Annotated in this window: 17 protein-coding genes, 2 rRNA genes and 1 pseudogene; 9 read left to right on the top strand and 11 right to left on the bottom strand. The window is 56.8% G+C overall.

Going from position 1 to position 21,728, the window contains the following annotated elements; genetic code table 11:
* Positions 1 to 86 precede the first annotated feature (86 nt).
* From A4E19_20775 to A4E19_20760, 4 genes and pseudogenes are all read left to right on the top strand, one after another.
* Entirely contained in the window at positions 87 to 893 is an 807-nt protein-coding gene (locus tag A4E19_20775) for a hypothetical protein (GenBank protein ID OQW31001.1), read from the top strand.
* Between the two features lies 1 nt (position 894).
* Positions 895 to 1,701 carry a peptidoglycan-binding protein gene (locus A4E19_20770; GenBank protein ID OQW31000.1) on the top strand — a complete coding sequence of 269 codons (807 nt, stop codon included), beginning with the start codon at positions 895 to 897 and terminating at the stop codon, positions 1,699 to 1,701.
* A 521-nt stretch (positions 1,702 to 2,222) separates the two neighbouring features.
* A complete protein-coding gene (locus tag A4E19_20765) occupies positions 2,223 to 3,173 on the top strand; it encodes a hypothetical protein (protein OQW30999.1) in 951 nt (316 codons plus the stop codon).
* A gap of 77 nt (positions 3,174 to 3,250) precedes the next feature.
* Positions 3,251 to 5,254 (top strand): annotated as a pseudogene (locus A4E19_20760) (peptidase S8).
* A gap of 343 nt (positions 5,255 to 5,597) precedes the next feature.
* Here A4E19_20760 and A4E19_20755 read toward each other — a convergent pair.
* Positions 5,598 to 7,574 (bottom strand): hypothetical protein, encoded by a 1,977-nt coding sequence (locus A4E19_20755; GenBank protein OQW30998.1) that lies wholly within the window; start codon positions 7,572 to 7,574, stop codon positions 5,598 to 5,600.
* Between the two features lie 32 nt (positions 7,575 to 7,606).
* Positions 7,607 to 7,816: a hypothetical protein gene (locus A4E19_20750; GenBank protein ID OQW30997.1), complete on the bottom strand. Its 210-nt coding sequence runs from the start codon at positions 7,814 to 7,816 to the stop codon at positions 7,607 to 7,609.
* 6 nt (positions 7,817 to 7,822) lie between these two features.
* Between A4E19_20750 and A4E19_20745 the strand changes: the two genes are divergently transcribed.
* The 3 genes from A4E19_20745 to A4E19_20735 all read left to right on the top strand — a co-directional run bounded on the left by A4E19_20745 (position 7,823) and on the right by A4E19_20735 (position 10,494).
* Positions 7,823 to 8,707, top strand: coding sequence for a hypothetical protein (locus A4E19_20745; protein OQW30996.1), 885 nt, complete (start codon positions 7,823 to 7,825; stop codon positions 8,705 to 8,707).
* Between the two features lie 187 nt (positions 8,708 to 8,894).
* Positions 8,895 to 10,028: a hypothetical protein gene (locus tag A4E19_20740; protein OQW30995.1), complete on the top strand. Its 1,134-nt coding sequence runs from the start codon at positions 8,895 to 8,897 to the stop codon at positions 10,026 to 10,028.
* A gap of 157 nt (positions 10,029 to 10,185) precedes the next feature.
* Positions 10,186 to 10,494 (top strand): hypothetical protein, encoded by a 309-nt coding sequence (locus A4E19_20735; protein ID OQW30994.1) that lies wholly within the window; start codon positions 10,186 to 10,188, stop codon positions 10,492 to 10,494.
* A 409-nt stretch (positions 10,495 to 10,903) separates the two neighbouring features.
* Here the strand turns inward: A4E19_20735 and A4E19_20730 are convergent, their stop codons facing one another.
* The 6 genes from A4E19_20730 to A4E19_20705 form a co-directional block, all read right to left on the bottom strand.
* Positions 10,904 to 11,605: a hypothetical protein gene (locus tag A4E19_20730; protein ID OQW30993.1), complete on the bottom strand. Its 702-nt coding sequence runs from the start codon at positions 11,603 to 11,605 to the stop codon at positions 10,904 to 10,906.
* Between the two features lie 304 nt (positions 11,606 to 11,909).
* A complete protein-coding gene (locus A4E19_20725) occupies positions 11,910 to 12,791 on the bottom strand; it encodes a hypothetical protein (protein OQW30992.1) in 882 nt (293 codons plus the stop codon).
* Between the two features lie 693 nt (positions 12,792 to 13,484).
* Positions 13,485 to 13,919, bottom strand: a complete 435-nt coding sequence (locus tag A4E19_20720) for a hypothetical protein (GenBank protein ID OQW30991.1) — start codon at positions 13,917 to 13,919, stop codon at positions 13,485 to 13,487.
* Between the two features lie 141 nt (positions 13,920 to 14,060).
* Positions 14,061 to 15,026: an ATP-dependent DNA ligase gene (locus A4E19_20715; GenBank protein OQW31033.1), complete on the bottom strand. Its 966-nt coding sequence runs from the start codon at positions 15,024 to 15,026 to the stop codon at positions 14,061 to 14,063.
* 37 nt (positions 15,027 to 15,063) lie between these two features.
* A complete protein-coding gene (locus A4E19_20710) occupies positions 15,064 to 15,951 on the bottom strand; it encodes a hypothetical protein (GenBank protein ID OQW30990.1) in 888 nt (295 codons plus the stop codon).
* Between the two features lie 541 nt (positions 15,952 to 16,492).
* Positions 16,493 to 17,071: a hypothetical protein gene (locus A4E19_20705; GenBank protein ID OQW30989.1), complete on the bottom strand. Its 579-nt coding sequence runs from the start codon at positions 17,069 to 17,071 to the stop codon at positions 16,493 to 16,495.
* A gap of 492 nt (positions 17,072 to 17,563) precedes the next feature.
* Between A4E19_20705 and A4E19_20700 the strand changes: the two genes are divergently transcribed.
* Together A4E19_20700 and A4E19_20695 are read left to right on the top strand one after the other, a co-directional pair.
* Positions 17,564 to 19,636 (top strand): transketolase, encoded by a 2,073-nt coding sequence (locus A4E19_20700; protein OQW30988.1) that lies wholly within the window; start codon positions 17,564 to 17,566, stop codon positions 19,634 to 19,636.
* A 388-nt stretch (positions 19,637 to 20,024) separates the two neighbouring features.
* Complete coding sequence (locus tag A4E19_20695) at positions 20,025 to 20,267, top strand: hypothetical protein (GenBank protein OQW30987.1); 243 nt, start codon at positions 20,025 to 20,027, stop codon at positions 20,265 to 20,267.
* A gap of 185 nt (positions 20,268 to 20,452) precedes the next feature.
* On the opposite strand, the gene A4E19_20690 is transcribed toward A4E19_20695, so the two are convergent.
* From A4E19_20690 to A4E19_20680, 3 genes are all read right to left on the bottom strand, one after another.
* Positions 20,453 to 20,833 carry a hypothetical protein gene (locus A4E19_20690; protein OQW30986.1) on the bottom strand — a complete coding sequence of 127 codons (381 nt, stop codon included), beginning with the start codon at positions 20,831 to 20,833 and terminating at the stop codon, positions 20,453 to 20,455.
* Between the two features lie 384 nt (positions 20,834 to 21,217).
* Positions 21,218 to 21,334 (bottom strand): 5S ribosomal RNA (gene rrf / locus A4E19_20685).
* 135 nt (positions 21,335 to 21,469) lie between these two features.
* Positions 21,470 to 21,728 (bottom strand): 23S ribosomal RNA (locus A4E19_20680); the annotation flags it as partial.

The raw sequence follows: 21,728 nt of genomic DNA, 5'->3' as shown, positions 1-21,728 counted from the left end.
GTGTTTGCCCCTGTGAATTCACAGGGTGAAACAGAAGAGCTCGACTAGCGAACACTTGAGAATCACAAATCTAGAGGATGTGAAGCATGCCAGATCAAATGACAGAGTTATCGAAAGAGCCAGTGAACGAGAAGGAAGGGAAGTACTTTGGCGGAGCCGTTGGCGCAGGTCTGGCACTGGTCGTGCTCCCTTGTGTCGCTTTGTATTATGGAATCGATGAGATAGGCCGTAATCAACCAGTAGGATTGCCTATTCTGGCGATCTTCGGAATCATGATTCTGTTCGGTGCGTTGGCTTTGATTTCCACATTGTTTGCAAGATTGAAGCTGCACGATCCCTCTCAGCCTCTGGCCCTTCCAGAAGGATCGATCAGGGCAGCCATTGCCTTATCATTGATTGTCCTCTTTGCCATTATCTCCATTATGTTGTTCCAATCGGATCATAAGCCGTATGTCATCCCAGGCGTAGAGGAGCAAGCGTTATTGAATATAGTAAAAATCCGTGAGAATCAGGTAATTGCCATTGTGCCTGAACGTTGCGCGAGCTCATCAGAACCATGCGGGCCCGAGGATCGTCGTTTTTCAGTTCACATACGTCCATCTCCGACGCAAGAATCCACCGATCTTGCCAAGCAACTGCTGATACTTATTGGCACGCTAATGACATCTGTCACCAGTTTCTATTTTGCCTCCCGGGCCGCAGAGCTGAAAAGAAAGGACGAAGAAAAATTGTCTAGTGTAAACGGCAGCCCAACCGCTGCTCAAGCATCACAATCGGCAACCTCTGCCGACCCGCACACAATGAGCGAGAGCCATATGGACGCTTGCGAAGTTCCTATCACTAACGCAACTCCTGACGACGAACTGCCTCCAGCAAAGGGAGGAGTGGCCTGAAATGATTTATTCCTTAACTTGGCTCCCTTCGGTCTTAAGAACAGCCGGATTAAAAGTGGCAGAGGTTGACGGCTGGGAGAGCCGAGGGCGCGGTGATGTAAAAAAGATCCTGGGTATCCTGTGCCACCATACTGTGGGGCCAAAGAATGGAAACATGCCTAGTTTAAGAACCCTCATCGAGGGGCGCAGCGATCTTCCTGGACCGCTGTCACAGCTGGGACTGGGACGCGATGGTACGTATTACGTAATTGGAGCGGGAAAATGTAACCATGCAGGCAAGGGTAGCTGGTGCGGCGTAACCGACGGAAATGCGAGTTTTATCGGTATTGAAGCAGAGAATACTGGCGGCGCTGATGATTTTCCTTGGCCTGATGTACAACTGAATGCTTATCACCGCGGTGTGGCGGCTATTTTACGGCACATTGGACAGACTGTCGATTTCTGTGCTGGGCATAAAGAGTATGCCTTGCCATCAGGTCGCAAATCAGATCCTGATTTCGATATGAATGCCTTCCGTCTTTCCGTCTCGGAAATTATGAGCGGAACAGCACCGGCACCGCTCTTAATTCCTGCGGTTGAGCCACCAACTGGAGCAGGAGCTGCTCCTGGAAGAGCGACTTTGCGGCGTGGCGCAACTGGGGAGTTAGTTAAACAAATACAGCAAAAAACCGGGGTGACTGATGTCGACGGTATTTTTGGAGGCAAGACGGAAGCAGCAGTCCGAGCTTTCCAACGCGAACACGGCCTGGTGCCCGATGGTATCGTAGGGCCTAAGACATGGGCCGTGTTTGACACAATAACGGCGTAGCTGGTGCAAGACGTGGCGACGCTCCGCGATAAGTAGACTTTTCCCAGCCGACTCAATAAAATTGAGAGTGGCTCTCTTGCGGCACGGCGACAAAAGTTGTTACAGGATAAAGTTCAGAAACTCGTTGGAATAGTGGGCCTCTATGAACTCAAAGAAGTACAGGCTGAGGACACAGCAGCAACGAGAGCAAAAGGCACCAGGTGAATTCCCAAACCAGCCAAGTCGGTCGCAACGCCGGCGAAGAAACAGAACGGTAATCTCCGGACTCCTCAAGGTGTATCAAGATGGATACCACCGTATCAAAAGAGATTCAGTACCAGAATCTCGTCTCGACCTTCTTTCTTCATAAATCCTTCGAGTTTGCTCTTATCGGTTAGTGGCCGGCAGTTTGCAAGGTCCTTCAGCGACCGAAGGCGTGGGCGCAATACCACTGGCATAGAAAGTATGTGCGGCTTCTAGCCGACCTCAGCGAAATGGTGTAGATTCGTGTGTCGCGTGTTCACCGACGAAGGAAGCGCATCATGATCGTGGCTGCGACAACTGAATTGTCCCAGATGAAAACCCTCCGGGAATTATCCGACAAGGCAGCTCCCACGCCCCGGACTACGAGTGATCTTGAACCGGTTTCGATGATCAGATCGGCCTTCGAGTATGAAGGGCGATCGGGCTATAGCGCGACCTTCCTCGAAAGTTTGAAGGTGCCTCACCCGATGCTCACCGGTATACGGCAGGATGACGCGGCCCCGTTGCGGGACGACTGCGGGACGGAACTCAAGTACCAACATTTTTCCATCGTGATGTCGAAATCGCGCCGGCTAGCGCTCTATGTGGCCTGCAACATCAACGGAGGACGTTTCAAGAGACTCCGGCGTGGAAAAGACCGGTGGAGCCTGGACCCTCGGATGGACGAGCAGTTTCAAACCGGCGAAGTGCTGTATGCCGACAACGAACTGGATCGCGGTCACCTGGTCCGGCGCGAAGACCCGGTCTGGGGCGGGAGACAAGAGGCGACCACCGCCAATCACGATACGTTCCACTTCACCAACTGTTCGCCGCAGCATGCGCACTTCAACCAACGGACGTGGGTTGGCCTGGAAGACTATATCTTGCACAATTCCCGCGCGCACCAATTGAAAGTCACGGTGTTCACCGGCCCCGTCTTCCGCGATGACGATCCGGAGTATCGCGGCGTACAACTCCCGCGAGAATATTGGAAAGTCGTCGCCGTCGTCACCGAAGGAAGACCGTCCGCCACCGCCTACATGATCAGCCAATCCGATCTGCTCGAACGGCTGCGCGCGTTCGGTTTCGGCCGATACAAGACCTATCAAGTGAGTATCGGACAGATCGAAGAACTCACGAACTTAGACTTCGGCGAGTTGCGACAGTTCGACGGCTATACTACCGAGGAACGGCGAACCCTACGCCCCATGCGAACGGAAATTCGCACCTGGGAAGACATACGAATCTGAGCTATCCAATCTGAGCTATCCGTTGGTGACCGATCGACAAACGCACCCCCACCTTTCACTCATTCGAGGAGGATGCCATGCCTGAACTGACACAGGTTCGATTGGGCAAGAAGAACGAACCCCCGATCACGCTCCGCAAGAGCGACGATTTAATCGCAGTCCGCACGCACTCCACCCGGTCGATCAGAAGCGGCGCCGTGCCCACGCCGGAGTCCGGGGAAGTGGCCGACGGACATCTCGTCGTCACGTTTCCGGAAGCCGGCGTTGAAGTCTACCGGGTTCCGGCGGGGACGGGACGCAGGTCGTTGGACAGCCGTAAATCGGCGCTGCGCACGGCTCCGGACGTCCGATTTGCCGGCGGTGTGATGGTGGATGAAAAGTCGGGAGAGCCGGTGCTCTATACCGAAAACCTCTTCATCAAATTCGTCGATGAGGCGGATCCCGAAGACTGCCGCACGGTGATCCGGAACGCGGGGCTCACGATCAAGAAAGAATTGACGTATGCGACCAATGCCTTCTTTGTCGGGGCGCCGGAGGGCACCGGCACGTCCATCTTCGACACGGCTTCCTCGCTCCTGAGTCGAACAGACGTGGAGTATTGCCATCCGGAACTGGTTCGACCGAAAGGTCGGCGCGCGATCGCGGCCGAGCAATGGCACCTGAAGACCACCACCGTCAACGGCACCTCGGTCTCCGCCAGTGCGAACGTGGAGGCGGCCCATCAGGTGACGACGGGAGCAGGCACGACGATCGCCATCATCGATGATGGAGTCGACATCGATCACCCGGAATTTTCCGGAGCGGGAAAAGTCGTCGCGCCTCGCGATGCCACGCTCGGCACCAGTGATCCTCGGCCCAAAGATACCCATTTTACAGAAGACCATGGAACCGCCTGTGCCGGAGTGGCCTGTGCGGGTGGACTGGTCAAGGCCTCCGGCGTCGCGCCGACCGCGAAACTCTTGCCGATTCGCTTGAACTCCGCGCTCGGCTCGCAGCAAGAAGCGGAGGCGTTCGAATGGGCGGCCGACCATGGAGCTGACGTGATTTCGTGCAGTTGGGGGCCGACAGATGGGCAATGGTGGAACCCCAACGATCCGACCCACAATCAGAAAGTCCCGCTCCCCGCCAGCACGAAACTGGCCATCGACTATGCCACGACGAAAGGCCGAGGCGGCAAGGGCTGCATCGTGCTCTTCGCGGCCGGCAACGGGAACGAAAGTGTCGAGAACGATGGATACGCCAGTTATGAGCGCGTTATCGCGGTGGCGGCCTGCAATGATCGGGGCAAGCGCAGCGTGTACAGCGATTTTGGGAAGGCGGTCTGGTGTTCCTTCCCCAGCAGCGACATGGGTCATGCTCCCTTTCAACACCCCGCCCCTCTCACGCCCGGTATTTGGACCACCGATCGCACCGGATTGCAAGGATATAACACCGGTAATTCGAACGAAGGAGACCCGCGGGGCAACTACACCAACAGTTTCGGAGGGACCTCCAGCGCCTGTCCCGGGGCGGCCGGTGTCGCGGCGTTGGTCTTGTCGGTCAATCCCGATCTCAAATGGCAGGAAGTGCGAGAGATTCTGAAGCAAGCGTGCGACAAGATCGATCCCAATGGTGGCCACTACGACACCATTGGCTGGAGCCGGTTTTACGGTTATGGTCGTCTGAATGCTGAGACGGCGGTCACTCTGGCACAACCGTCGGCACAAAACCGTGTTCTGATCAGCCGGACATTCAACGAGCCGCTCCCGGATCTTCACACCGTCTCGGTTTCGCTGGAGGTGAACGACCAGACCCCGGTGGAGAATCTGATCGTTCATCTCGATCTGGCACATACCTACATCGGTGATCTCATCGTCACATTGAGTCCTCCTCGCGGAATCACTCCCGCCAAAGTTTCCTTACATAACCGCGCGGGAGGGGCGGCCCACAATATCAAACGGACCTACGACATGTTGGACACCATCGCGTTGGCCGGATTCAAGGGAAAGAGCCTCAACGGCTCGTGGACGTTGACCATCCGGGATGCCGAGGCGCGAGATGTCGGCACCCTGAAGCAGTTCGGACTCGAACTCGTCTTTCAAGCCGGTGATCATCGAGCCGAGACCATCGAGAACAATGGCCGGCCGCGACAGAAACCCATTGGGCGGACGAGAGCAACGATACATCGGCGGATTCCATCCCGCCGTACGGCCTGAAAGATTACAAAGCGGCTCTGGAGGAGATGAGGCAGGGAGAAGTGCAACCCTTCTCCCTGCTGCTCCGGTCAACGCCAAACGGAGTCATGCGCTCGTTCGAATGTTTTGAGATCGCTGACCCAGGTTCTTATCGAAGCGGAAGGAGGACTGACGTTGATCTGTTCGGCCAGTGGGACTGGCCGAGACCACTGCACCGAAGTCCCCTTAAGAAATGAATAGAGCAGCACGATCACTTCCACCCCACGGCTTCGCATCGGCAGCGGGCATAGAAGGCGTCCGGACTGCCGCCCCAAGCGATCAGCGCATTCTGCATGGAGATGAGCTCAGCGTCTGTCGCCCATTGCTCTTTCAGAATCACTTCGCGGTGCTGATTCAAAAACACGCCGCCGAAGTAACGGCTGAAGCCGGCGGTCATCTCGGGTGTGCCAAAGGCATCGGACGACGCTGAGCCAACCACATTCCGAAATCCAGCCTCCCGCAACAGCCGGCGTTGTTGGCGTCCGAACCGGACATCGCCGCCGTGATGTTCGATCACCTGCACCGTCAATTTCCAAAACCGTTCGACGTCCTTATCGGCAGGATAGTACACATCCCCATCAAAATCGGCATCCCGCAGCCCGATCACCCCACCAGGCTTGAGCACGCGCCACAGTTCCCGCAAGGCCTTCATCGGCTCGGCGAGATGATACAGCACGGCATGGGCCAACACTGCGTCGAAGGTTCCATCCGCGAACGGAAGCGCATAGAGGCTGGCGTGGTGAAACTCGACGTTCCCGATCTCGCGCTGCTGGGCCTCTCGGCGCCCCATCTCAAGCTGGCTGTCCTCAATATCGATTCCCACTACCCGTCCCTGAGGAACCAGTTCCGCCAGCGTGACGCTGATGCCCCCCGGCCCACATCCACAATCCAACACGTGCATGTCCGATTTGAGGTATGGCATGAAGAACGCGGCATCCCGGGCTGCGGTTCGTCTGGCAAGCCCTTGCAGCACCATCGGATCATATCCGGCGGAATACGTTTCGTGTTTCTCCAGTCTCACTGTGCGACCGGACCCGGAACGAGGCGCGGCAAGCTTGTTTAGATAATCGATAAACTGATAATCCTTCAACGTGGCATCGAGCCGTTCGCATACCTGCCTCACCAAGTTGGCTCCACGTTCACTCGAAAAGTCGAGCATGCCTCCGGCGATGACCCAGGTGGTGAGCGGCGCGGCAAGTCCGGCTTGAACATCCCTTCTGAGATTCTCGCCGGTATATCCTTCAACGCCATTGGCCGCCAGCGCCTCCTCATACAGTTTCAGCAGCGACTCTTCCGTGGCGCGGCGCTCCCCCACGGGGAGCGAGCCGGACAGGAAGTAGGCCAGATCCCGAGGACCAGGCGCGCGCCGTGCCACTTGCCAATCGAATACCGTCACGCCTCTGCCCTCGCGCGTCGTGGTAAAGGCAAAGTTGTCGGCCCGAAAATCTCCGTGGGTCAGGGTCTGCGGCTTGCCTGAAGTCTGCTCCACATACTGCGGAAACACTTCTCCAAACCTTCTTGCAGACCGCAGCAAGGTCGGTGTCAGAAAGTCGGCGCACCGTTGTTCGAATCGCGGCAACATCGCCCGATACAGGCCGATCCGGGTCTCGGCTTCATCGGTGAGCGTACGTAACCAGGGCCACTCTTTCAGGAACGGGTCATTCCAAAATCGCGCATGTAAGCGCCCAAGGTGCCGGACGACCATGGGAGCATCCGCTGAAGAACTGCCGGTGAGATTGTCTCCGAACTCCACCTGACCGAGATCTTCCAGCAGCAGGACACACTCGCTCGTTTCTTCATCGTACAGGCTCAGATAGGGCCGAGGAACCGGCAAGGGGAAGGTCGGCAGCGGCGCCACGTCTCGGTAAAAACCGGCCTCCGTTTCATAGAGTCCCACCTTCCGGAGTTGCTGCCTGATAGCAGGATCCGCCGAGGACAGTTTGGCAAAGACAGTGGCGGGAGCGCTTGCTTCTTGCCGGTCATATCGAATCTGCAAGCGGGCCGTCTGGCCCACAAAGCCACTGCCGCCCGCGACAGGCCGCACATTGACGGCCACGACATTGGCGTGATGAAGCACACCTGCACGCCGTAACGCCAGCGTCAGCCAGTCCGGGCTGATGGCATCAGGAGACGCCGGGATTGTGACATGCTGTTCTCTCTCGGGAGCCACAGCGGCGGAGCGTACCATATCCCTTCCCCACATGGAACAGCGCGGTAGGATCATTGTTTAAGGGCGTCCTTCAACAACCGAATCAATTTTTCATTCATCAATCTTCTGGAACCCCTGGTGTCCGACTCAGGAAGGTTCTTGCACTGCTCCGTGAACACTGGCAAGCTCCCGCTGCGTTGCTCGACGACGAGAGAACCAGGAACCCGCGAAAATTGCGGCGAAGGAATGACATGAGGACAACGCACGGCTCCCTGTTCCACACTATCGTGGCTGTCTTTCTCCTATCCGGCTGTGGCGCCGCCCAAATGGGGATGTGCGCGCCTCATGCCAAAGAAGAAGGAACACCCACCCGCAATTGGGTCGAGTGTTTCGAACGACCCTTCGCTCATGCCGGGATCACCCATTCGGTGTTCTGCCTGAATGACGGCGCGGACAAACCGCCGCTGCTCTTGCTCCATGAGTTGACCGGACTATCTCCGGGAACATTGGCCTACGCAGAGGAGCTCTCGAAGGACTTCACGGTGTATGTGCCGCTCCTCTTCGGCGAGAAAGGGAAGTTCTCCCTGACGACGGGATTGTGGGCCTATTGGTTCCAGGGATTCATGGACTTTTTCCCCGGCGGCGAATGGGGCATCCCCGCCCAGGGAAGCGCTCCTGTCGTGACGTGGCTGCGAGGCGTGGTACGGACGGTAGGAGAACGGCATCCCCGTCAACACGTGGGCATCATCGGCAACTGCATGTCAGGCCCGATCCCTCTCGCGCTGCTGGATCACCCAGCGGTACGAGCCGTCGTCGTGGCCCAACCGGCCCTGCCTCTCCGGTTCTGGTGGTATACGGATGCCGACCGCAAGTCTCTTGGCCTTTCGTCTGAAGATGTCGCTCATGCCGAGCGCAGCACCGCCGCAATTCTCGGTTTGAGATTTGAAACCGATTGTGTCTCACATCCCGACAAAATCACCACGCTACGTGCGCGTTTCCCGGACCGTTTCCAATTCGATGGAGCGATCGAGTACCGGATGGACGGGAAGCCGGTCAAGGCCCACAGCACGTTGATCGGTTCGTGGAGAGCGCAGGGCGAAGCAGGCCGGCCTTCACGAAATGCGCGCGAACAGGTTCAAGGATTTCTCCTGAAGGCACTCGCGGCGGGATAGAGACACAATTCCTCACCCGTCGTGTTGGAACGACACGCTGTCTTCCACGATCAGCCGGCCCCGTCGCTCACGAAGAAAAGCTTAGGTGCATTCTTGACATTCCCGGTCGAAGCGGCTAAGCACATCTCGCCCGGCGCCGCCCGACGGCGGTGATTGCACCTCACGTCTCAGACAAGGAGCCAAGAAGATGGCTGAGCGACGACTCTTTTACGCGACCAATCGCAACCACCTCGGCAATGATCGTTGGCACCCGGACGGTTACGGCAAGAAGTTCAGCGACGACGGAGTCGAGAATCTCCGCTTCGGCCGTCTGACCGTCACGGTCGATGATGCCAAATTGACCAAGCACCTGGATACGGACTGCGAACCCATGGGACGAGGAGACGGTGAAGGACTGATCAAGTACCTGGCAAGGTGCGCCGAGTCCGCCGACATCGTCGCTTATCGGGAGAAGATCAATCGGTCGATTGCGGAGGACCAACAGGACAACATTAAGTTGGGTTCGCAAGCGGCGTTTTCCGATCTGCAGACGATCATGCGCAAGAACACGGACGTCGTGATTTTCATCCATGGCTTCAATGTCTCCTGGACCGAGGCCGTCGGCACGGCCCTGTCGCTTCAGGAAATGCTGAACCATAGCCCGGAGAGGGATGCCGAGCAGAACGTGCAAGTGGTGCTGTTCACCTGGCCGTCGGACGGCCTGGGGTTGCCGTTCGTCTCCTATAAATCGGACCGGTCGGAAGCGGCCGGGTCCGGGAACGCCGTCGGACGAGGCATTCTCAAAGTACGGGATTTTCTCGCGAGCCTGCGGCGCGCGGACGAGCAGCTCTGCAAGCAGGACCTCCATCTCCTTTGCCACTCCATGGGCAATTATTTGCTGCAGAACGCCCTCGAGCGGTGCGACGCCTTCACGCCGGGAAACGCCTTGCCCCGCCTGTTCGAGCACATTTTTTTGTGCGCACCCGACGTCGACGACACGGCATTGGAAGAAGGTCAACCCTTGTGGCGCGCGCACGAATTAGCCAGAAGCATCAGCGTCTACCACAACCGAGGTGATGCCGCCTTGGTCATATCGGATTACACCAAAGGCAATCCCGATCGTCTGGGTTCCAACGGGCCCGCGCGGCCGACCCATGTCCATAATAAGGTTCATCAGATCGACTGCACACCGATCGTCAAAGGGCTCGTGGAGCACAGTTATTATCTGGTGGGGAATATCAATGCCGATATCCGCATGAGCATCGACGGCAAGCCACATGATGATCCCACCCGACGCCGCGTTCGAGTGGGCTTGATGGGAAATCAGTGGGAAATGCGATAGACGCACGGCAGGAGAAGTAAGGGGTGAGGTTTCGAACTGCCTCCGCCACGTATGGAACCAATGGCCGATCGACACCTCGCTTGTTTTAGCCGACCGAAAGCGCCTAAGATTTCCTTACTCGACGCCCTGCGCGTCGCCCCATCAAAGGAGGTCTGCCATGCCAACCTACGTGAGCCTTGTGAAGTTTACCCAACATGGTCTTCAAACCATGAAGGACCATGGCATCGAGCGCGCCGAGATGGTCAAGAAGAACGCCCAGGCGCTCGGCGGCAAGCTGGTCCAGGCCTACTATTGCCTGGGCGAATACGACGTCGTCGCCATCTGGGACTTTCCGGACAACAAGACGGCCATGAAGGCAGCGGTGAGGAATGCCTCGCTGGGGCACATCCAGATCACGACGATGCCGGCCGTCAACCGCGACGAATGGAAATCACTGCTCCAAGAAACAATGGGAAAGAAAAAATAGTGGCGGAAGAACATACAGGGCAAGGCCGGCCGGGTTCACACTCTGACCGGCCCTTGCGTACGGTATCAGCCCCGAAGCGAAACGTCCTGGTCCGATTGACTCCGCGTAAATCCATCCTCTTACCACGCAAAGAATGCGGCCGACCATCAGGCTCATCGGAATGAAGCAGAGTCCCGTTCCGAGACGCGGCGGTTCGCGACGTGATCGCCTCCTGTGGCATCCCCACCGCCCTGCGGCGCATCACTGACAGTGTGCCAGGATTCGCGACGATTTCCGCTGAAGCCCAACCGGCGTCGAACGGATGGCCGGGGCTGCCGAGGTTGATGACTGCCGGTGGGTGATTCGACGGAAACGGTTTCCTGGTCTTGGGATCGATTTCAGGGGTTTGGTGGAGCTCTGCGAGCTCCGCTCACCGAAATGATTGGGTCAGATGCATGATCGCCACGGACAACGCATGATCGAGCGCGGCGTGCATCGCCGGTTGCAATTCATAATCGCTTTCGTAGTCCCCCCACTCGCCGGATGGGGGAACCGCCATAGCGGTGACGACGTCGTGGTACAGCACTTCGCCGCTTTCCACCGAGATAATCTTGCTCGATACCACGAACGGCGGCATCCTCCCGTACAAGCGTGCGAGCATCCGTTCCCTCATGGTCGGGCCTTCAATCCTGAACAGGACCATGCTGTCCGCGCCGAGCCACCTGCCGATCCGTACCGCACTGTCATCTCCGACTCGCCCTGAGAGTTGCCACCGCTGTTCATCCGTCAATCGGCCGATGTCGCGCCGTTCGACGATCTTGATCCACGAGCGTTGTGTTTTGAGCTGAAACGTGGCCTGTTCGAGCCTCCCGTACCCGTACAGCAGTTCTTGCTCGGACGTGCGGGGATACCATACGGCCAAGCGACGGACATCCTGCGGCACACGTTCGCTCATCATAACCGGAGCGTGTGAAGATTGACTGAGAACTGCATGAGGCGTGGGACGACATCCTGTTTGTGCCCCAAGGCTGATCAGCGCCACTGTGGCAGCGAGGGGGATCAACCGCTGTGTGCGAGGTCCGGTGAGAAGCGGGCGCTGTGTCTCCAGAAAAGCACCAGTTCGATCACACATACGAAGAATCCGTACGCGATGTGCGTGTACTTCGGTTGGAGGTTCGAGCATAACAACACTGAGCCGTACACCTACTGGGTCAAACCCTAGCGAACGGTGCAAGGAGCGTAAAGACACGGAATCAGAGTATGAAAGGCGAGGGGACGGCCGCTATGCTACGAATAGGGGGAAGATTGCTACTCATCAATAGGAAAAAAAGTGGTCAGGGAACTCTTTGTCTGTACATGCGTCGATGCGACTCCGGCAGAGGTAGGATGACCTCGCCAGAACCATCCGATGCAGCACCGTCCGCACCGGCCTGTAGTCATCGCTCTTTTCTCGTACGCGCGGCGATTCGTGATTCCGCCGACGCCCAGCCGGCGTCGAACGGATGGCCGGGGCTATCGATGTCAATAACCACCGGTGCATGATCCGAGGGCAACGGTTTGCCTTTTCGCGCCTCGCGGTCGATATCGGACCAGACTACGCGGCCTTTCAACGGCGGCGTCACGAGCAGATGATCGATGCGCATGCCGATGTTTTTATGAAAATTGCCGGCTCGGTAGTCCCACCACGTGTACCGTCCGGGTTCCGGATGGTGCAATCGGTATGCATCGACAAATCCCGCGCGCAACAGCCGTGCAAACGCCTGCCGCTCTCGCCCGGAGACGTGTGTGCCGCCATGGCAAGCCTGAGGATCCCATACATCGATATCCTCGGGCGCCACATTGAAATCACCACCGATGACAGCCGGTGTCTCTGCTGTGATGAACGCTGTAATCCAGCAAGCCAGCTTGTCGAACCAGGCGAGCTTCGCTTCATAAAACGGCGAATCGACCTGCCGGCCGTTCGGCGCGTATATACAAATGATGGGCATGCCGCCGCATTCGGCAGCGAGCATCCGCGCCTCAGCCAGTGGTTCATCATCACCGGTATCCGAGGTCCGCACCGTCCGTAACGGCTCTCCGAAATTCATGCTTACGCTCCCAATCCCGCACCGACTTGCAATCGCCACGCCGTTCCATCGGGCCTCACCATGATGCACCAGCTCGTATCCAGCCTGCTTGAATGCTTCGGCAGGTGCGTCCGCGTCTACCAGCTTTGTTTCCTGCATCAGCAGCACGTCGGGCTTCGCCCGATCCAACCACCATATGACCTTCTCAAGGCGAGCCTTGAGCGAGTTGACATTCCAGGTGGCAATCCGCATGCGTACAGATTAGCTCATCTCGTGCCGATCGTGGGGGGAAAAGCGGGCGGCGTACGTCGCCAAGCGTGAAAAAGGAGGCGCTCATCTCGAAGGCTCCGGTCGAGAACCAGCGTCATTCGGATTGGGCGTTGTGCCGTGCATCAATCAAAAGCAAGAGGCTGTGGGAACGAAACACATGGTCAGATGTAAGCCGATGCCCGCTGATCGTGCAAACTTGCTGACGCCGGTCTCAACCACCTCGATCTAGACGACCGCCGGGTGGAAAAGAGCCGACGATCTTTGTGATCGTCGGCTCTTCGCTGGTGCATCCGGCAGTGCCGACTATGTTCCATACGAAGGTGGCCTGTGAAAGCTTCCTTACTTCATCCTTCCACAGATCGCTTTAGTCATTTCCGGCTCATTAGTATGACGGCCTGGCGATGCCGAGCATCTGCGTAAGCAAAGCCACGATCGCGACCAGCACTCCCACGCCGACAAAGCCATAGATGAGCAGTTTTATATGATCCATATGTGCCTCCTTCTAGTTGTGATAAGCGGGATTCATGTTCAGCTCTTTTAAAAGTCTACCAAGAAGTCCGCGCCGCTGACAGAGACCTTGGTATCATGTTGGATGGCAAGGGAGGATCATGCACTGGGGAGCGGTCGCTTCGGGTTGAACGGTTCCTCTCCTTCGCCCCCGATTGTTCGCATGACTTACCCGCCGTTCACCTTGATCCCTTGTTCCCATCCGTAGAGCACGGCTTGGTGGTGCTGACTCCACCGTCCCATGATTCCTTCATTCCAGTTTTGACGCGCTTGCGGTTCGATGCTGTTCCAGTTCATCTTCTGATTATCTGGGTCACGGGCGAGGTCAAACCCATACTTGTACGCCAATCGATAATGATTGTAATCGTATCCCGATGCGGCGTAGTGCGATTGGTAATGCGTCTTAAACATCGACTCGTGGCCGGCGAACTGCTCGAATGGGGTCTTGTCCCTCCCGGTTGTTTCCTGGTGTGATTGCTGTTCATGCGAGGCGAGGGCACGGAGATTCCCGTATGGCGGGTGCTCGGCGGGCAAGAGGCGAAAGATGACCCAGACTGCTGGAACGATCAGGATGAGGAATCGAAAGGCGGTCGCGGAGTTCATACGGACCTCCGGGCGGGTAGACAAGAATATGATAAGCCAGTATGGCTCCCAGGTCCAGAGCGGGGTTTCAGCACGAAGAGCATCTCCTAGCGGTAAGTAGCGGCGGCGTCCCAGGCTTTAGGGGAGGGGTTAAGCCACGATCTATGGCCGCAGCTGTTTCATGGTGCATTGCCGAGGTGACTTGTCGGGCCGAAATCGTATCAACTTGGTGCCGTGGCGGAACCGGCCGTCCGTCACGTGGTCGAAACTGACTTCCACGACGAGTTGGGGAGACAGCGGCTTCCATTGAGCCGACCGCTCGGTCGACCACCGGCTGGGTGCGCCGGGCGCGTTCCCGGTGAAGCCCGGCTCTTGAATCAGCCGTTCGAGTTGCTTCGTCAGCGAAGGCTTGTCGGTTTTGGCAATGGAGGACGTAAATCCGACATGATTGAGCCGTCCGGCATCGTCATACAGGCCGAGCAGCAGGGAACCCACTTCGTCCGAATCCTTGCCGTAACGAAACCCGCCCACCACACAATCCGCCGTCCGCATGGGTTTGTACTTCTGCATCACCCGTTCGCCCGGCACATACACATCCGTGCTCTTTTTCGCGACAATGCCGTCGATGTACCAACCTGAAGAAGACAGCCAATTCATGGCTTCATTCAGCTGATCCGTCTGGGGTGACAGCCGGATGGCCTTTTCCTTCGAGCAATACGTCTCGTAAAATTGCTCCAACAGTCGTCGGCGCTGAGACAAGGGCATCGACATCAACGTCCGCCCGTCCCCTGTCTCGAGAATGTCGAAGATCACAAAAGTCGCGGGTTGTTCCTGAGCCAGCTTATGAACACGGCTGGCCGCCGGGTGCAGGCGCAGCTGGAGATCCGAAAACGAATACCCGTTCTCACCTTCGATCAGTAATTCCCCATCGAGAAGAAACGCCTTGGCTGCCAGCTTCCCGAGCAGGCGTTCCATGTCGGGGAAATAGCGCTCCAGCGGCTTTCCCGATTTGGACCGCAACGTCACGGTAGACTCCCGCTTCTGAGCCAAGCAGCGAAAGCCATCCCATTTCGGCTCATACCGCCACTCCTTCCCTATCGGCAACTCACTGACGAGCAGCGCTTCCATCGGAAACGGGAGGCTTGTCGGCATACTGAGTCCCTGACTATCTCATCTTCGGCAGCTGCTGTTGCAGCGGTGCCTGCCGTGGTGTGCGACCCTTAATCCGTTCCAGGACCGAACCCATGTGAAATTGATCGGCGCTTTTAAGGCCAGCCAGTTCGCGCCACTCCAAGGGCACAGCGACCGGCGCGCCCGGACGGGCACGTAACGAATAGCCGGCAATACCCGTGGCGGTATAATCATTCCGGAAGAAATCGATCAGGATCTTTCCGACGCGCTTGGATTTGGTGATCGTCGCGACATATTTATTCGGCGCATCTCGTACCATGCTTTGAGCCAACGCCCTCGACCAGTCTTTGACTTGCTTCCAACTGCTGGTCGGCGCCAACGACACCACGACATGCAGTCCCTTGCCGCCCGTGCACTTCAACGTGCTCTCGAGTCCTACCTGCTTGAGGCGATCGCGGATTTCACACGTCGCGCGTTTCACCTTTGAAAACGGCACGGTTGGATCCGGGTCCAGATCAAAAATCATTCTGTCCGGAGCATGGATATGGTCAATCGTAGCGCCCCAGGGATGTATTTCGATGACGCCCATCTGGATCATCTCCATGAGCCCCTGTTCGTCCCTCACATAGATATAGTTGTAGCTTCTGTCTTTATACCTCCACACGAACGGGTGCACATGCGTGCCTAATCCAAAACCGAGATTGCGTTGATAAAAACAGTCGGCGTCGACACCGCTCGGACATCTCAACAAACTGATCGGACGGTTTTGGATCTCCTCCAAAAGAAAGGGTGCGACGGCTGCATAGTAGCGGGCCACCTCTCCTTTGGTGATCGCGCCCTGTTCAAAGACAAGCCGATCGGGATGCGTGATCGTCACACCGTGCAAGGTCAGCGCAGATTCGTCGACGCTGGCTTTCTTCATGCACACCCGTCCGGCGTGGTTTATACCCGGCCAACTTCCAGTGTACGAGGTGATCTGGACACTGTGGCCTAGCGAAAGTCCCAGCCCTTACGGAACCTACGGAGCTCGCTATAATGAGAGGAATAATGAACCCATGCAGGATTTCTGAATCGCGAACAAGCGGCGGGACTATTGGGACGACCACTGCACGGCGCCCATGATCGTGTTCTTGCCGATTGCCACAACGGCACGCAGATCGACCTGATCATAACGCGTCATTAGACGCGGTCCTATCTGGGTCGAATTCGATCGCGAGTCGCGAAAGGCGAACCGCTCCGTTCGGATCATGCACCGGTAACCATCGATAGCCGGACCATCCATTCGATGCCCGCTGGGACCCGGCGATTCTCGAAGTGCAGCGCGCGCCGGGCTACATGGCAAGCGTGTCCCCCGCGTAGGCGATGGAACAGACGAAGCGCGATCCTGCGCGGAGCCCGACAGCTGTAACAAATCAACCCGTCTTTTTTCTTTCTCCTGGCTTGAAGCGTGCGTTTTCCCCTCTCTACCGACCAGGGAAGACCACCATGGATTCACTTGGGACCACAAGAGTATCACCCGGTTTCAATTCAAAGTTATCCGCTATTCCGCTGCGGAGCACGATATCGTCATAGCTCGCCGTGAATCGCTTCAGCCCTGGGGCAACCTCCGTAAACCGAAAAATGACGATCTGATTTCTCGCCGCAGTCTCCTTGAATCCACCTGCCATGGTAATTCCCTGCAAGAGCGTCGTTTTGCTCTTCAGCGGATACTTGCCAGGATTAGCAACCTCGCCGAGCAGAAAGATGTTTGAGCTATTGACCTCCTTCAAGGTCACGGCAACGACCGGGTTTTGGACATATTCCTTGAGTCTGTTCGTCATTTCCTCGGCCAATTTAGTGGGTGTTTTCCCCACTGCCACCACGTCACGAATGATCGGCATTGAAAATCGCCCATCCGGACGCACTTGCACTTGCCTTGACAGGTCCGGATTCCTCCAGACGGTAATGTCCAATACATCTTCGGCACCGATCACATATTCACTGCTGACCGCATTTGACAGCTTATCCATCATCGCCTGGCCAATCGTTTTCTCAGGCTGCATTATTGCAGCAGGCAACAGAGGAATATCTGTGGACAATGTACCGGTGTCTGGCTTAACCGCCCCTGAATCGCAAAACCCTGCCCCAGAAAACGCCACAACCGTGAACACAGTGATTAGAAACCACAGCGACTGTTTCGTAAACGTGATTGTTCCTGATCTCATGCGTATACCTTGCCTTTTATGTTTATTGTCCAACGGCCGTGTTGCGGAGACAGGGGGGACCTGCTCGTCGAGTTATCGCTCATCAACTAGACTGTAACACGGGAGACGCTCCCAACCTACTGCCCCAGTTGCATAAATATCCTACTCGCGCCCACGAGTCAGGCTGTCAAATACATCCCCCCGAACCAGCCGAGACGGGGTCCTTTGCCGGTGAGCTTGCTCATCACACCACTTTTACTCAAGCCTGCGCTTGAAACGACCGACATCATTATTGAATAGGACTACCTACGACAACGCACTCGGACCACAATGCTAACTAAGAAGGGGGCCATGGTGACGAACACCCAGCTCGATCAGACCTGCATCAACACGATCCGCACCCTTTCGATGGATGCCGTGCAGCTAGCCAATTCCGGGCACCCGGGAACGCCGATGGCCATGGCGCCGGTGGCCTACTGTCTCTGGCAGCGCATTCTACGATTTGATCCGGCCGATCCGATATGGCCGAACCGGGACCGGTTCGTGCTGTCGATGGGGCATGCCTCCATGCTCCTCTACTCGCTGCTGCATTTGACGGGGGTAAAGGCGGTGAACCCCCAATACGAACGGTTGGGTGAGCTCTCGGTGCAGCTCGACGACCTCAAACGCTTCCGCCAGCTCAACAGCAAGTGCGCCGGACATCCGGAATACCGCTGGACTTCCGGCGTGGAGACCACGACCGGTCCGCTCGGACAAGGGATTGCCACCAGCGTCGGGATGGCGATTGCCGGCCAGTGGCAAGGGCATTATTTCAACCGCCCAGGGTTCGACATGTTTAATTACGACGTCTACGCGTTGTGTGGCGACGGTTGCATGATGGAGGGTGTCGCAGCCGAAGCCGCGTCCCTGGCTGCGCACTTGAGGTTGGCCAACCTCTGCTGGATCTACGACAACAACAAGATCACGATCGAAGGACATACAGAGTGGGCATTCAGCGAGGACGTGGCCACTCGGTTCATCGGCTACGGTTGGAACGTCACTAGAGTCGGCGATGCTAACGATCTCGACATGCTTGAGCGGGCCTTTACGACGTTTAAAAAGGAAGCGGATCGCCCGACGCTGATCATCGTCGACAGCCACATCGCCTATGGCTCCCCCAATAAACAAGATACCCACGCCGCGCATGGCGAACCGTTGGGTGAAGAGGAAATCAGGTTGACGAAGCGAAACTACGGCTGGCCCGAACTGGAAAAGTTCCTGGTGCCCAACGGCGTCCACGAACATTTCCAGCAGGGCCTGGGCAAACGTGGGCATGAGGCGCGCGCAGCCTGGATGGCGAAGTTTGAAGAGTATAAGAAGCAATTCCCGCAGCTCGCTGATCATCTTTCACACATGCAACAGCGCCAACTGCCTGAAGGCTGGGACAAGGATCTGCCCCTGTTCCCGACCGATGCCAAGGGCGTGGCCGGTCGCGATGCTTCGGCTAAGGTACTCAATGCTCTGGCGAAGAACGTCCCTTGGCTGTTAGGCGGCTCCGCGGACCTCGCTCCATCGACAAAGACACGCCTGACCTTCGAGGGAGCCGGTGATTTCACCGCGACGTGCCGCGGTGGCCGCAACTTGCATTTCGGCGTTCGAGAACATGCGATGGGCTCCGTGTTGAACGGACTCTCCCTTTCAAAGGTGCGCCCCTATGGTTCAGGCTTCCTGATCTTCAGCGATTACAGCCGCGGCGCGATCCGATTGAGCGCGCTGATGGAAATCCCGGTCATCCACATTTTCACGCATGATTCGATCGGGGTCGGCGAGGATGGGCCCACGCACCAGCCGATCGAGCAACTTGCCTCGCTGCGGGCGATCCCCAATCTGATCGTCCTTCGTCCTGCAGATGCAAACGAAGTCTCAGAAGCCTGGCGCGTCATCATGCAACTGAAACATGAGCCGGTGGCCTTGATCCTGACCAGGCAGGCACTCCCGACCATCGACCGCTCCATTTATGCTGCCGCATCCGGCGTGGCAAAAGGCGCCTATGTGTTGGCCGACGTGCCAGGCGGAAAACCGGACGTGCTGCTCCTCGCCAGCGGCAGTGAAGTCTCGCTCTGTCTTGAGGCAGCGGAGCAGCTGAAGGCGCAAGGGATCAAAGCTCGCGTCGTCAGCATGCCATCGTGGGAGCTGTTCGAGCATCAACCACAGGCCTATCGCGACAGCGTGATTCCGCCGAACGTGACGGCCCGGGTCTGCGTGGAACAGGCGTCCACGTTTGGATGGGCGCGCTATGCGGGGTCGACAGGCGAGATCATCGGTATGACGTCGTTTGGGACCTCGGCGCCCCTCAAAGAACTCCAAAAGAAATTTGGGTTCACGGCGGACAACATCGTGGCTGCGGCGCAAAAGCAGCTCTTAAAACCAGCAAAAGCTGCCTGAGGTCCGAAAGAGGTTGCCCGCTCTCCCGGGCCACCTCTTTCACCTCAACACCTATGAAGCACCGACTAGGCAGGCTACGGCATCGTCAATTGCGCAGAGTCGTCGTCACATCTCGCGGAGGAGAACAATAGATTCAGGGGAGGCCCGACCAAGTACAATCGTCCAGAGAACTTTTTCAACCAAAGACTTCCCGCCCTTGTTCCGGACCCTTTGTTTCGGCTTCGGTGTTGACCTCTAACCGTATCAATTGCCACCTTGGCAATAGCCCTAACCATGACTAGGTCTTTTTCTCTGTTGCTAATTAGGTCTCCTCAGGAGTTATCATGCGAACCATACAACCGACACTGCTCGCGTGTTCGGGAACGAGCAAGCCAGGAAAGGGGAGTGTATGCTCACAGCCAAAAGCCAACTTGCACAAGACACAGTGGCCGCGATGGCGTTCGTCCTTGTTCTTGGCTCTCTCTCGATGATCTGGCCCGGCATCATGGCTCTCGTCTTCGGTCTCTTCCTGCTGCTTCAATCGTTCGGGATCGGACAGGAGGTCGCGGTGCTGTCGTGGGCCGACGTTACTCACTTACCGATTGTCTTCGCCCCTTTTCGACGATCCGGTACTCTGTCGATTCTTTCATAGCATCTGAATAGGGCCGCACCTTACACTCCGACATCGAGCGACTTCTCGTCGCGTGACAGCCAATGAGGGCGAGAGAACATTCCGCCCTTGAAGACAAGCGTGTAAATTTTCAGAAAACACCGCCAAGTCGGGCAGTTCAGACATACCAATCTTCTCTTTGCCCACCAGAAGCCGATACGATGTTTTCAACCTGTCCTATGGGCACCTTCATGACATCCACACCCTTCGCTCGGCAGCGAAACACTCGCAAATACACGATCCCATTTGTGGTGCTTCAGCGCAAGGCGAGTTCCCTGGAATCGTTCGCGTAAGACCGTCATTCGTCGAATGCCGGCCACTGCAAACTCTCGCCAATCAGGAAGACCGCCACTGCGGCTGTTGCCTTTAAGCTGATAGGCAAGCAGTTTGCGAATGGCTTCTCCTTCAAGAACTCCATAGTCATGGGGTTCAATAATCCGGACATCCTTATCCTTTTTATAAGTTACTTTTGCCTTAAGCCTTTTGTTGATGGCATAGCAGAGTTTATGATGGATACTTCCTTCATATTCGCATTTCATGCTTTGCATTGTACTCTATGCGATACGGCAGTGCTCCAGCGAGCCTCGTTGTAACCCAGCAGATGTTTAAACCGCACTTAGTGTGAACCGCTGGATCTTTAGCGTTTTATCGTGATTTGTTGCCGGCGGATAAAACCTTTCGACTTTATTCATTGAAAGTAAGTTTCGCTGCCGGGGGGACAAAAAAGAAAAGGCCGGTTGATCCAAAGATCAACCGGCCCTTTTTGTAACCCGGCAGAGGTCCACACCGAGCTTGCTCGTACCGGCGACTCTCTATCGTTGTATCGTGATTAACGTCGCCGGATGAAACCCATCGACTTTCTTCTGACGCTGCTACGGGTTACACAAAATAAGAAAGCCTGCTGGCTTTCACCAGCAGGCTTTCTATTTGTAACCCGGCAGCGTCCTACTTTCCCACTGCCTCGCGGCAGCAGTAGCATCGGCCTTGGAGGGCTTAACTTCCGTGTTCGGTATGGGAACGGGTGGGGCCCCTCCGGTATGGCCACCGGGAACATTCTAAACTGAGCAGTCTTGAGGGTTGGGTGCTGAGTTCCGAGTAAAATAATCAGCACTCAGAACTTTTTACTCAGCACTCCGCAATGCGTTCATAGCATTGCGGTGAGACCATGTCTATCAGGAGCAAAGGATGTTAAACCGCACGACCGATTAGTACTGGTTAGCTACAGCGCTCACACGCCTTCCACACCCAGCCTATCAAACTCGTCGTCTACGAGTGGTCTTTAGGGGGCATACGCCCCGGGAGAGCTTATCTTGAGGCACGCTTCTCGCTTAGATGCTTTCAGCGATTATCGCCACCGGACATAGCTACCCGGCACTGCCGCTGGCGCGACAACCGGCACACTAGAGGTCCGTCCTTCACAGTCCTCTCGTACTAGTGAAAGCC

It is taken from the genome of Nitrospira sp. SG-bin1 (assembly GCA_002083365.1).
Taxonomy (GTDB): Bacteria; Nitrospirota; Nitrospiria; order Nitrospirales; family Nitrospiraceae; genus Nitrospira_D.
The sequence above is the reverse complement of the archived record's forward strand: the minus strand, read 5'-3'. Positions and strand labels throughout refer to the sequence as shown.

What these genes read in the sequence shown, in the direction of transcription:
- A4E19_20775 (OQW31001.1), top strand. Translation starts at nt 87, where the DNA reads ATGCCAGATCAAATGACAGAGTTATCGAAAGAGCCAGTGAACGAGAAG.
- A4E19_20770 (OQW31000.1), top strand. Translation starts at nt 895, where the DNA reads ATGATTTATTCCTTAACTTGGCTCCCTTCGGTCTTAAGAACAGCCGGA.
- A4E19_20765 (OQW30999.1), top strand. Translation starts at nt 2,223, where the DNA reads ATGATCGTGGCTGCGACAACTGAATTGTCCCAGATGAAAACCCTCCGG.
- A4E19_20755 (OQW30998.1), bottom strand. Translation starts at nt 7,574, where the DNA reads ATGGTACGCTCCGCCGCTGTGGCTCCCGAGAGAGAACAGCATGTCACA.
- A4E19_20740 (OQW30995.1), top strand. Translation starts at nt 8,895, where the DNA reads ATGGCTGAGCGACGACTCTTTTACGCGACCAATCGCAACCACCTCGGC.
- A4E19_20735 (OQW30994.1), top strand. Translation starts at nt 10,186, where the DNA reads ATGCCAACCTACGTGAGCCTTGTGAAGTTTACCCAACATGGTCTTCAA.
- A4E19_20730 (OQW30993.1), bottom strand. Translation starts at nt 11,605, where the DNA reads ATGTGTGATCGAACTGGTGCTTTTCTGGAGACACAGCGCCCGCTTCTC.
- A4E19_20725 (OQW30992.1), bottom strand. Translation starts at nt 12,791, where the DNA reads ATGCGGATTGCCACCTGGAATGTCAACTCGCTCAAGGCTCGCCTTGAG.
- A4E19_20720 (OQW30991.1), bottom strand. Translation starts at nt 13,919, where the DNA reads ATGAACTCCGCGACCGCCTTTCGATTCCTCATCCTGATCGTTCCAGCA.
- A4E19_20715 (OQW31033.1), bottom strand. Translation starts at nt 15,026, where the DNA reads ATGGAAGCGCTGCTCGTCAGTGAGTTGCCGATAGGGAAGGAGTGGCGG.
- A4E19_20710 (OQW30990.1), bottom strand. Translation starts at nt 15,951, where the DNA reads ATGAAGAAAGCCAGCGTCGACGAATCTGCGCTGACCTTGCACGGTGTG.
- A4E19_20705 (OQW30989.1), bottom strand. Translation starts at nt 17,071, where the DNA reads ATGCAGCCTGAGAAAACGATTGGCCAGGCGATGATGGATAAGCTGTCA.
- A4E19_20700 (OQW30988.1), top strand. Translation starts at nt 17,564, where the DNA reads ATGGTGACGAACACCCAGCTCGATCAGACCTGCATCAACACGATCCGC.
- A4E19_20695 (OQW30987.1), top strand. Translation starts at nt 20,025, where the DNA reads ATGCTCACAGCCAAAAGCCAACTTGCACAAGACACAGTGGCCGCGATG.
- A4E19_20690 (OQW30986.1), bottom strand. Translation starts at nt 20,833, where the DNA reads ATGCAAAGCATGAAATGCGAATATGAAGGAAGTATCCATCATAAACTC.